The 12,527-nt window shown below is 45.8% G+C and carries 5 protein-coding genes and 1 pseudogene; all 6 read left to right on the top strand.

From position 1 onward, the window contains the following. Positions 1-25 precede the first annotated feature (25 nt). The 6 genes and pseudogenes from ACFSUC_RS19030 (at position 26) to ACFSUC_RS19005 (ending at position 12,476) form a co-directional block, all read left to right on the top strand. The gene (locus ACFSUC_RS19030) at positions 26-1,327 is read left to right on the top strand and encodes an ABC transporter substrate-binding protein (protein WP_379931233.1); all 1,302 of its coding nucleotides are present in this window, start codon (positions 26-28) and stop codon (positions 1,325-1,327) included. 263 nt (positions 1,328-1,590) lie between these two features. Continuing rightward, a complete protein-coding gene (locus tag ACFSUC_RS19025; RefSeq protein WP_379931232.1) occupies positions 1,591-2,499 on the top strand; it encodes an ABC transporter ATP-binding protein in 909 nt (302 codons plus the stop codon). Next, a complete protein-coding gene (locus tag ACFSUC_RS19020; protein WP_379931231.1) occupies positions 2,492-3,796 on the top strand; it encodes an ABC transporter permease in 1,305 nt (434 codons plus the stop codon). Before ACFSUC_RS19025 ends, ACFSUC_RS19020 begins: the two co-directional genes overlap by 8 nt. Before the next feature lie 302 nt (positions 3,797-4,098). After that, the gene (locus ACFSUC_RS19015) at positions 4,099-4,509 is read left to right on the top strand and encodes a hypothetical protein (protein WP_379931230.1); all 411 of its coding nucleotides are present in this window, start codon (positions 4,099-4,101) and stop codon (positions 4,507-4,509) included. A 250-nt stretch (positions 4,510-4,759) separates the two neighbouring features. Next, positions 4,760-5,882: pseudogene (locus ACFSUC_RS19010) on the top strand (IS3 family transposase). Between the two features lie 1,185 nt (positions 5,883-7,067). Next, positions 7,068-12,476 (top strand): AAA family ATPase, encoded by a 5,409-nt coding sequence (locus tag ACFSUC_RS19005; RefSeq protein WP_379931229.1) that lies wholly within the window; start codon positions 7,068-7,070, stop codon positions 12,474-12,476. The last annotated feature ends 51 nt before the right edge of the window (positions 12,477-12,527 follow it).

The following is a 12,527-nucleotide window of genomic DNA, read 5'->3' as shown; positions in this document are numbered from 1 at the left end:
AAGAGAAAATGAAAGGGGTTACACTATGCGTGGATGGAAAAAGGGGTTAGGAATGTTGGCCGTATTGGGAATGGTAGTCACGGCAACGGCTTGTGGCGACAACAATAATGGCAACTCGGAGAGCAGCAGCGGAAATAGCAACGTGGAAAGCAGTCAGGAGCAAGTAAAGCTCAGAATTACCTGGTGGGGTTCCCAGGCTCGTCATGATGCAACTTTGAAAGCTGTTGAATTATATGAAGAGCAGAATCCGAATGTCACGTTAGAAACTGAGTTTAATGGATGGGAAGGCTACTGGGATAAATTGACCACACAGGCAGCAGCGAAAAATGCGCCGGATATCGTACAGATGGATGCCGGCTACCTGGCTGACTGGGCTGGCCGCGGCCAACTGGCTGATGTATCAGAGGGCATCAACGTGTCGAGTGTAGACCAGGCTTTGCTGGATACCGGGAAATACGAAGGCACCCAGCGAGCAATCCCGCTAGGAAACAACGCATACGGAATGGCGTTAAACAAAGAAGCATTTGAAAAGCTTGGCGTGGCAGCCCCGGATTCAAGCTGGACCTGGGATGACTATGTTGCACTAGGCGAGGAAGTCAAAGCTAAATTGGGTGCGGATCAATACGTTTATATGGACGGTACCAAAGACATTAACACGTATTCCGCGTATCAGCTTGCCCATGGCAAAGGTCCATACATCAAGGACGGAAAAATGAACATCGACAAGGACCTGTGGCTGAAGTACATCAACCAGTTCAAGGACATGAGAGAAAAAGGCATTGTTCCTCCGGCTGAATTATCGGTTACAGACAAAGAACTCGATCCTCAGAATGACCTGATGGTGACAGGCAAAACGTTGTTCAAGCCGCTTCATGCCGCTCAATCGGTCGCACTGGACAGCTTGAAGCCAGGTGCATTTGACATGATCACAATGCCGAGTGCCGAAGAAGGCGGAAGCTGGTTGAAAGCATCCATGTACTGGAGTGTCAGCGAAGATTCCAAAAACAAGGAAGAAGCCAAGAAATTCATCGACTGGTTCATCAACAATGAAGAAGCAGGCAAAATCTTGGGTACAAGCCGTGGTGTGCCGGTATCCAGTGATGTCGTAAGCAAGCTGGAAAGCCAGTTTACAGAAGCAGATCAAATGGGTATCGAACTCATTAGCGACACGGCTCCGAAGGCACAGCAATATGTGAACGTGCCACAAGGATGGTCCAACTTCTTCAACAAGGATTATGATTTGATTGGCGAGCAAATTATGTTCGATCAATTGACGCCAGAGCAAGGCTGGGAAGAGCTGGTCAACCTTGGCAAGCAGTACGAATAATCTGGATCAGAACCTGATCTGATACAGATTGGATCCAAATGAAAAGCGCCCTTCCGGGTAAAGGCGGAGAGACAGTGTCTCTTCTGGCCTTCCTGGAAAGGGCGTTTTTTCGTGTTCAGGAAACAAATGGTTTTGTGATCGCTACCAGTTCGATTACAATTGAAAAAGCATGGCATTGAAACTTGTACCAGAACCGCCCGTATTACAGAGAAGAAATGATAAGGCGTGCATAAGCAGGCAATGAGATTGAAGGAGTGAAACGAATGAGTGTCCCGTTGAAACTGAACCGGGTAACAAAGACCTATGCGAGCAAGACGGCCGTCAATGGCATCGACCTACAAGTCAACCGGGGAGAAATCTATGGCTTGCTCGGAGCGAATGGTGCAGGCAAAACGACGACCATGCGGATGGTTCTCGGACTGATTTATCCCGATGAAGGAGATATTTCCTATTTCGGTAAGCCGTATGACAAGGAATTAACCCGGAAATTTGGATACCTGCCGGAGGAAAGAGGACTGTATCCGAAGGTAAAGGTGTCGGAGCAAATTCTGTATCTGGCCCAGTTGAAAGGCATGTCCCGCAAGGACGCAGATCGCAGTCTGAAAGAATGGCTGGAGAAATTCGGAGTGCCGGAGAACTACAACCGCAAGATCGAGGAGTTGTCCAAAGGGAATCAGCAGAAGATCCAGTTCATCGCAGCGGTCATACATCAGCCGGAAATCATCATTATGGACGAAGCGTTCAGCGGCTTGGACCCGGTTAATGTAGAGTTGTTGAAGGATACGGTCAAGCAGCTTCGTGATCAGGGAACGTCCATCCTGTTCTCTACCCACCGCATGGAGCATGTGGAGGAGCTTTGCAAAAATATCTCCATCCTGCATCAATCCAATACCGTCCTGCAAGGGAACATTCGGGAAATCAAGAGTCGCTTCCCCAAGGAAAAAGTATGGATTCGTACGGTACAGCCTGTGCAGGGGCTGGAACAGATTGCGGGTGTGGAGCAGGTCAGAGAGATGGAGAATGGCTGCGAAATCAAGATCACCCGTCCGGAAGCTGCCCAGCACATTCTGACGCAGGCGATGCAGCAGACGACGGTGGAGAAGTTCGAAATCAAGGAACCGACGTTGAACGAAATCTTTATTAAATCAGTGGGAGGGAATGCAGATGAATGATTTCAAGACCGTCATTGGATTTACCTTCCGCAACAAGTTCAGAACGAAAGCGTTTATGGTCACCACACTTATCATCGCCCTGCTTATTACCATTGTGGCTCACATTCCATATGCCATCTCCATCTTCAGCTCGGATGAACCGACAAAGATCGGTATGATTCAGTCCCAGGATGAAGAGATCACGACCATGCTGGCGGCCTTCTTCGAGGCCCAGGAAGATTCGGACATCGAACTGACCCTGTATGAATCAGGTGCAGATACAGCGGGCCAGGAGAAAGAGATGAAGCAGTATGTCCAGGACGGGGAGATTGAGGGTTACCTCATGCTGGAGCCAAGTGAATCTGGTGGATTCCCGAAAGTGTACTACAAGTCAGAAGGGAACACCGATTTTTCCGTCATGAGTCCGCTGGAGACCGGTCTGCAGATCGTGAAGACGCAGTGGATCGGTACGGAGCTCGGCCTGACGGATCAGCAGCAACAGCAGCTGTATGAGCCGGTTCAACTGGAGAAGAGACAGATTTCCGCTACGTCCGGTTCTGGCGCAGGGGGGATCAAGGAAGAAGGAAAGACGTTTGCAGAAACCGCTACCTCCATGGGGCTGGTCTATGTCGTCGTCATTGTCCTCTTCACCGGCATCATGGTGTCTGGTCAGCTGATCGCGACCGAGATTACAGCGGAGAAGAGCTCCCGCGTCATGGAGATCCTCATTACGAGCGTATCTCCACTCAAGCAAATGTTCGGAAAGATTATCGGGATGTTCTTGATTGCACTCGCCCAGATTGGATTCCTGGGAGTGACAGTGGCACTCAACCTGTCCCTGCCCTACAATCAGGAGATTCTCAAGAATCTGGAGATTGATCTCAGTCAAATCCCGGCTTCGCTATGGGTATATGCCGTCGTGTTCTACCTGATGGGATTCTTCCTGTATGCGACCTTGTTTGCCGCGATTGGCTCGATTGTCAGTCGAACCGAGGACCTGGGTCAGGCCGTGATGCCGATTACGTTCCTGTCGCTCGCAGGCTTCTACCTGGTGATCTTCGGATTGAACTCGCCGGATAGTAGCTATATAGTCTTCACCTCGTTCATTCCGTTCTTTAGCCCGTTTGTGATGTTTATGCGGATTGGCGTCGTAGACCCGGCACTGTGGGAAGTGCTGCTGTCCATTGGCATTTTGGCTGTGACCATTTACTTATGTGGCTGGCTGTCTGCGAAGATATATCGCACAGGCGTCCTCATGTACGGCAAGAAGCCTTCCTGGAAAGAAATTCGCAAGGCGATGAAAGCCTACAAGTTCTAACAGCAGTTTCATAGTGTGGGTAATACGTACTGTTGTCACTCGTTATACGTGCAATTGTCACTCACAGTAAAATAAAATCCCACGGAAAACCGTCACCAGAGTACGGGAAAACGCAGACGTAGACGTATCAAGGGTTTATCAGTTATTGAGATTCAAAATCTCCGCGATTCGGAAAATGCTATTTCATAGTGACGTAATCCTCACTTGTTGAACGTGAATTGGCACTTTCCTGAATCTGAATGTAGGTGGAAAATGAATCTAATCGGAGAAAACATTCGAACAAAACATAAGGAGACTGGAGGATGAAACGAATTTTAGAATTAAACTCAAATCAAAAATATATTGAATTTATTCTTTCACAGTATGACAATGCTCCCTCTGAAATGACAATGAAGGAGCTAAGAAAAAAATTTGAAGGAAAGTTTAAATTTAATCAAGTAATGCTTAATCAGTATTTTGGAATAATGAGAATCTTACCACTAATACTGATTAAACAAGAATATGCAGATGCAAGTGTTCCTCTTGAAGGCGATATTGAAAAAATAAAAGTAATTAGAGATTCAATATCACATAATGATTTTGAGATTTCTAGTGAAGGCTATACTTTCAAGAATAAAAAAAATACTATTAGATTTTCATTTGATGACTTTCTGGAATTTATTCATAAAATAGAAAATGACTTTTATAAAGACAGGATTAAAGATGGTAATTAAGTGTTCGAAGCTTGTGCCATCGTAGGGCACAATATTCACGCATGGGGTATGCGTCCTCTGCCCTGGAGAAACTAGGAAGCGGAATCAGTCGGACATCGACATCGTGAATAGAGGGAACGTTATATAAAAGAGTTGGAAACTATTTAGCAGAGGGTGGAACTGACCCCATAGCGTGAGACAAATCAAAACACCTTCAAGAAAAGACTTCCATATCGTATGATGTGGAGGACAACTTGGAGGTGTTTTTGCATTGGCAACTAGAGTGAGTTATCCAGTGGAAACAAAGATGAAGACGATTGAAATGAGGTTGGCGGGTGTTCCGGTGAAGGAGATCATGGAATAGCTCGTCATAAAAAATAAGACACAGATTGGGATCTGGTTGAGATGGTATCACAACGGTGAGTTGAAGCGACTTAAGCAGCCAGTGGGGAAACAGTACAGCTACGGAAAAGGGCCAGCGTACGCTTCAGAACTCGAGATGATGAAAGCCGAGAATCGCTTTTTGAGGCAGCAAATAGACGTTCTAAAAAAGTACAAGGAGATCGAAAGGAGGTGGAACCACGAATCGTCATCGCCTGGATGGCATCTATCCAGCCTGTAAGTGGCTCGGAATAGCACGTGCCTCTTACTATTGCTGGAAAGCGGCCTGCGAGAAGAGAAAGCAGGATCAAACGGTTGAGAGGATCCGTGAGCTCTGTACCCAGCATAAATTTCGCTATGGCTATCGCAAAATTACCGCGCTGCTTAGGAACGAAAAGCGGATCAACCATAAACACGTGCAGCGTATTATGCAATCGGAGCGGCTACAATGTCGGGTCAGAGTCAAGAAACGTAGACAAAATGGACAGCCTGCACACATAGCTGAGCATGTACTACAGCGACAGTTTCATACAGATGCACCTATGCAAAAGCTGGTCACAGACATCACCTATTTGCCGTTCGGTGGACAGATGATGTACTTATCGAGTATTTTAGACTTGTTTAACGGGGAGATTGTGGCGTACAGTATAGCAGACAAGCAGGACACTACTTTTGTACTCGATACCTTAAATCAATTGCCAATCCTACCTGGTACGATGCTCCATAGTGATCAAGGCAGTGTTTATACGTCCCAGGCGTATCAAGAGGCTGTAAAAGGAAAAGGCATTATCATGAGCATGTCCCGAAAAGGAACGCCTGCTGATCATGCCCCCATCGAATCGTTTCATTCCATACTAAAGTCTTAAACGTTCTATCTCGAAGGTTTAACCTGCACAACGACGGCAATCGTGGAACAGACCGTTCAAGATTATATCACTTACTATAACAAAATTCGGATTCAAAGAAAACTAAATAACCAGTCGCCCGTTGATTACAGGCGACTGGCTGCATAAACTTGAATGGTGTTTTGATCCCTGTCTCAAAGGCGGGGGTCAGTTCCTTGAGACTCCACAGTGCTTTTTTAGTATAGAACGTATATTCGCTGATAATCTATAGTCGTTGCGATTTGTCATAATGGAGGAAAGACATATGGAGTGAGTATAATGGATCAACCGATCTATATCGCCGTTACAGGCACGTAACACTATTATGGAGTTGACTTTATAAAGCTGGGTCAGATTGTTCATTTTAGTTAAGACTCGGACAATCTGCATGACCATGAAGTGATAAAAGTAGAAATGATCCCATCTGACAAAATTGGATATGTCGCTAATAGTACGCATAATGTACCGAAAGGATGCCGCAGTGCCGGTCGCATTTATGATATGTTGGATCACCATGTTTGAGGTATGGTGCGATTTGTCGTGAAAGAAACAGCAATTGTTGAACTTACGAAGAGCCAAGAAGAAGTGTACATCATCAAAACAATAGTATGTTTTATTTTGCTTCCTGCCAATAGGCAGGAAGAACTAGGGAAAATGTCGAATTCCATTAATGATCAGGATTTACAATACATATGAGTCAATAGGAGAAGCGACGTGATGGGTAAAGCGAAACGGCTGTATAAAGTGCTACTTGCCTTTCAAACGAATTCGGGTATTTCTGCTGAGGCATGTCTGAGACAAGCTGCAGGAGATTAGAAAGGAAGACCAGTCATTACCCAAGCTAGGCTCGTTGTACATATGTTTAGCGAACGGGGGACTAGTGGGAGGAAAGGTTAAGTATCAGTTCGTTATGGATGAACAATCATGGTTGGGAAGTAGGGCAAATCCGACGTTGCGTGATGAAGAGTACAGGAGGGCCTTCAAGGGTATTCAAACGGCCTCAACGGACAAGGGGCTTTAAAAAAGTATTGTTACGAGCACTTGATCATGATACAGAGACGTTGATTGGTGAGTGTTGTCGAGTCTACCCAGAGACCGTCGACCAAATCGTTCAGCTAGCGAAGGCAAAATAGATATATCAAAATTTTATGACTCTTATATGCCGTAGGTTACGCTTTACTGCAGCAAATAAATATAGCAGTGCCAAAGCGACGTTATGTAAATGTGGTGCAATATTTTTGTGAGCGTTAGCAGGTCAAGGTGAAAGTTGTTCCAGGAAGAATTAAGGTACTTCATAAAATAGGGGGAGACAATTTGAACTCACTAGAAAGTGTAAAGATGTTTTTGGATCAAATGGTGCAGGGTCGCAATAATATCGATCTGTATCTGAGTGAACTTACAACGCTAGTCAAATCCGGTCAACTGTTATCTGCCGAAAGCAGCGCTAGCCTTGTTGAAGCGATGGACATAGTTGTAAAGTTACAGGACGAATGTCTAGCAGTGCTATCACCGATGAAAAGTAAACCTTCAACGATTGTAGAAATCACCACGTTGATCGATGAACTAGAACGATTTCATTCGCTTGCCGCACAGGTAGAAGCAGCGAAGGAATCTTTACGTCTGTTTGGACTTCTTAAATGTAAGGACGAAGAAATAGCGGAAGAGTTTATTGTTCAACAAGCCAAGGTTCAGAAGTTGTTGCAGGAGTTCGATGGTGAGGAACTAATTTCGATCACAGAGATTTATTCGATCGTGGTCGATTTAGTGCGTGACCCTGACGAACTGGAGCAAAAGCAGGAGATTTACCGAAGAATTACAAGGGAAATCAGCTACGGAACTCGGGAAGCATTGGCGAATGGATGGCTATTTTGGCCGGATAATTCGATAGTATCTGTCACCGATAAGTTGGAGCAGGATGTGCAGAAGGAACACTCGAAAGCGGATTGCACAAACCTAATAGATATTCCTGTAGAGGTTTGTATTGACTTTAGTCAAGCGCTACATATCTTGCAAGAAAAGCAGATTAACAAAAACAACTTCTCTGTCAAGCAATTTGAGGGAGACATTAGACAAATGGCTGTTAGCACCGTGATCCCGGCATTTGTGATGGGCTACATCTATCAATATGGGATGATTTCTCTCGATCTACTTCAGGAGTCAAAGCTAAAGTGGGGGACTGATCAAACTGCAAGTGCGATAGATCAATTTCAAATGGTGCTTCAAAAGCTAGTTCAAAAGGGGTACCTTGTGGAACATCGAATCACCTTGGACGAGGATTCTGATGCCTATTATGTGCTCAGCGAATATGGTGGCGGAGCCTTCCGCAAAGAAACCAGCAGGAAGCTGATTCAGTCCAATTATAAACTGACCTCCCGTATGTCTGATGACTGGATTCGCTTGGGGCCTGACAATGTGGTAGCCGTCACAAGCAGATTAAAGCTACTTGATCAAGTCTTCAATAAACTTGAGAAGACCATGAAAGAGGAGCTGAATATTATTTCAACATGCATTACTCCATTCCTACATCGAATTATTCGATCTCGCCAAGGACAAACCTATATGCTTATTCCGGGTATGCTTGATAGGACCTGTTCTAGAGAGGAATTGGGACGGATATCGGAAACCTTACTCCAATTTAAAGGTTCGATTGCCATAGTTGCTGTCTCTTCAACGGAGTCTGGCCAATTTTTTGCGAGTGGATTTTCTACAGACGAGTGTAAGGTCTATTACATATCCCTCGATAAGGAGTCATTCTACGTAGGTGACAGTGAAGGAAATGATGCGCTGGCTTCCTTGTTCCAGTTGAATGCATTCGAACAGGCAGAGGAGGCTGATGAGCAGTTGCCTGAGGAAGAAGAATTGCTAACTGAAGAGCGGGTCGTCGAAGAGAAAATTGTTGATGAACCAGTTACCAGTGAACAGGCTACCGAGATTCAAACTGCTGCGTCTGTAGAGAATGACATCATCCTGGGGGCTCGAGACACATTATTGAAAGAAACTAGATTTATGACTGAATTTGGTGAAATGGTAGAGGGGTCGATGAACTCCCTAGTTTTGGAGACAGCAACGAGTGAACCTCAACTTCCAGCATCAATTGAACCGGCTGATCTGGTTCAGGTTGTAAATACCTCTCTTACCATGTTCGCAGACGGTAGAAAAGCTGAAGGGATGCTTCTGCTGCATTCTGTTGCCGAGTATTCGGAGGATGTCGATGTCCTGCGCAGAAAAGTCTCTTTTGTGTTGGGAGACCCGTTGATAACAAATGAAGATTGGTTTTCGTTGGCGGATACTGTGGCAAGTTTGCCGTTCAGTGAAGAGGATGAATCGCTGAATGACTATCTCAACGCAGCCATGTGGCTCCGAATCTTCTTTGATCCTGATAATGCTAACGACTATCGCTTGAATAACCGCTGGCGTCAGATTAACGATGACCTATCTAGTCGAGTGCTGGAGCATAATCCTGCGATTAAACAGTTGATCAGCTATTTTTGGAATTTTATCGAACGCCATCATGTCGGGATCAAGTATTGCACATCAGGAGAAGTGACCCGGCAGGTCGAAATTGTAAATGCATTGGAACTGTGCAAGCGGCAGATTGAACAAACGTTGCAAACAGTGTTTCAGCGTAATATTCGAGCCGAAATCAATCATCCGAAAATCCATGCGATGATGACGGAATTATATGGAAACAGCGGCTTGTTGACTCATAAACTGCAAGATGCATTCAGCATGCCTCTATTTGAACTGCGTAATTTCGTCCAACAATTCACAGAGGCTGATTTGAATGGAGATTTTGAATATCTTAATGTCAGGGCAAATGACGGGAAGTTGGAAGTATTTCTTGACCGGTATTGGGAAGAGATGGACTTCAAGTCTGTTTCCATGAGAAATGATACACTGACGGGCGCTTTGAGAAACCGCATGCGCAGCCGTCTCTGTGAAGCGGCAGAACCTTTGCTACAGAGTTATGTTTGCCGCTGCCAATCCGAATTGCGGCAGGGGTCGACCAATATTTCGCCGGAAACGGTGAATAAAACACGGCGTAAAGTGATGGAATTATTGAATGCTGTGCTCAACCAACTTAAAGAAAATACAGGAGTCGAGGAGCGTGCGGGTGGAAGTTGCCTTCAACTTCTTGTTTGCCAGCTCCGGGATGCCTTCAGCGATCTGACGGAAGAACAGTCGCATCCTTTTTACGAGTCATTGCTGCTTACCGGCTTGATTGAAATGGACATGAAGTATTTGCCGATCGTGAACGAGTCATGGCTGAAAGATCTGCCAACTTTAGATGGATACCGTATGTGGGAACGCATTCTCCGCCATTGCAGTTCGGAGCTGTCTTCCTGGGAGGAAGCGGCCCGACGGTCACTGCGGAATTACGATCTGGGCATGTACGATCTGATATTTAAGCGGTACCGTGATAAATTGCCGCTTCAACTTCATGACCACGATCCGAAAGTGATTGAAACGAGGAATAAGAAAGATGCGCAATTTACCAAATACAAAGAAGAATTCATGACTGCGGTGGAAAGCGCGCAAAATTACGGACAGTTGGCTAGTAAAGATGAATTGTACGCTTATATCCGGATGGCGGAAGCCGCAGAGAAGCATGCGAGGGAAACGGGAAATGTCGGTTTCTTCAAAATGCTGCTGGACGAATGCATGCAGCAAATTCGTAGGGGGTCGGATGACCGCATGGAGGCGATGCGGAATCGTCTGGAGAAGCTGAAGAGTGATATTTTGCGAGACCCGGACCGCGATGAAGCCGAGAGCGATGATGAAATCTTGCAGCAGTGGCCGATTCTTGGCAAAATTGAACGCATGCTGGAGAAGCGAAATATGACTGTGGCGGAGGATTATGTCCAACTGGCCGGCAGCGGGCAGAAAGATACTCCGTCGATTGACTCATACGATCGGGACATCCATGCGTTGTTCATTGAGAAGTATCAGACGCTGTACAGCATGTGCAATCTCCATAAAGGGGAAGACTTATACCGAACTTATGAACAGTCGGTGCGCCGACTGTTGTTTCCAAATCAGAACAACCGTAATACGGCGAGCGCGGAAAAATTCATCCGTGCATGGTACAAGCCGCAGTTGCAGAAGCTGGAAGAATTCATGGAGCAGCTTATGTTTGATCAGATCAGTAGAGTGGAAAAGCAGCCAGAACGAGACAATGAATATTACGTTTTCCCAGCAGCCAGGGACGCCAAGCTCGGCCAATACCCTCATCCATTTGAAGCGTTTGGAACTCGGTCGGTGAAGAACAGCCTTCGTGTATTAATGATGGCAGGTGTTCGGACAGCGGACAACATTCTTGATGAGGTAGTGCAAAAAGGAGCCAATGATGGATCGGCGACCATTGTTATTTTAGACTATGCTTTGCCACTGGCGCAGCGCCGAGCTTTAGCCAAATCAATCAAGCTTCGCTCTATTCCAGAAATAATTGTAGTTATTGATCGAGTGATGGCGTTATTTTTGGCTGGCTACAATCAGATCGAGAGGGGAAATGCCTTCCTGATGGCAGCACTGCCTTCGAGCAAAATCCAGCCTTATATTCCGGAGGGGGTTATTCCTTCCGAAATGTTTATTGGACGAACGGAGGAACTTGCGAAAATCCAGAACACGAACGGTCCAGTATTTGTTTACGGGGGCCGGCAGTTGGGGAAAACGGCCTTGCTCAGGGAGTCGAAGCATCGAGATCATGATCCGGATAACGGCAAATATGCGTATTATATTGATTTGAAGAAAAGGAACGTCAGCCAAGCGCTTGACAGAATCAGTGAAGAACTTGTTGAAAATCTGAGCTTGAATCAGCCGTGCAGGACATGGGAAGAATTGACGTCAACTCTGCGCAAGCGGCTGGCTGATCAAGAGCGACCTATTCGCAAGCTGATGCTTCTGCTCGATGAAGCGGATTCTTTTATTGCTGATTGTGAGGCTTACGATTACCGCCCGCTTGAAATGCTGAAAGAACTGAAGGATGCTTATAACGATCGGTTCAAATTCGTGTTGGCAGGACTTCGCGATGTCGTGCGGTTCAATAAGCAACGATTGAGTAGAAACAGCGTGCTTGCCCATTTGGGTCATATTACGATTCGACCTTTGAAGTACCTTGATGCTCGAGATCTGCTGTTGCGTCCATTGCAGTATCTTGGATTCCGGATTGCCTCAAACGGAGAGGATATCATTAGTCTAATCCTGGCCAAGACGAACTATTATCCGGGGCTTGTTCACTTCTACTGTCAAAAGCTGATCGAGGTGATTGCCGACAGTTACCGGAACGGCAACTACAGCGAGGGAAATTGCCCACCGTATGTTTTAGACGAGAAGCATATCAAGACATTGCTTGGGCAATCGGAATTTCTGGCTGAGATTGATGAAAAGTTCCAGATTACGCTGCAATTGGACAGCGACAACTTGTATGATATTTTAGCTAATGCATTGGCATTTCACTATTATGAAAAGGGGATCGGAAAAGGAGCTGCAGCTTCGGATTTCATTCAAATTTGCAAGGAGTTCGGCATCGAGAAAATTAATCAGATGTCGGTTCAAAACGTAAAGGCATTGCTAGATGAAATGGAGGAGTTGAATATTTTTAGCAGGGAAACTCCAGATACCGAGCAGTATGTATTCAACCGGTTCAGTTTTTTCCAAATGCTTGGTAATCAGGAATTGGTATGGGAGCATCTTTTCAATTATAGCGAAGCGGGAGAGAACTGAGCATGGACATTGCATCTCTCTGGTGGAATTATGTTTCCGGAGCAGCTCGGT

This window comes from Marinicrinis sediminis (assembly GCF_042685085.1).
Lineage (GTDB): Bacteria > Bacillota > Bacilli > Paenibacillales > KCTC-33676 > Marinicrinis > Marinicrinis sediminis.
This window is presented reverse-complemented; position numbering and strand designations above follow the sequence as displayed.

Coding starts and splice junctions, on each gene's coding strand:
- ACFSUC_RS19025 (WP_379931232.1), top strand. CDS start 1,591: ATGAGTGTCCCGTTGAAACTGAACCGGGTAACAAAGACCTATGCGAGC.
- ACFSUC_RS19020 (WP_379931231.1), top strand. CDS start 2,492: ATGAATGATTTCAAGACCGTCATTGGATTTACCTTCCGCAACAAGTTC.
- ACFSUC_RS19015 (WP_379931230.1), top strand. CDS start 4,099: ATGAAACGAATTTTAGAATTAAACTCAAATCAAAAATATATTGAATTT.
- ACFSUC_RS19030 (WP_379931233.1), top strand. CDS start 26: ATGCGTGGATGGAAAAAGGGGTTAGGAATGTTGGCCGTATTGGGAATG.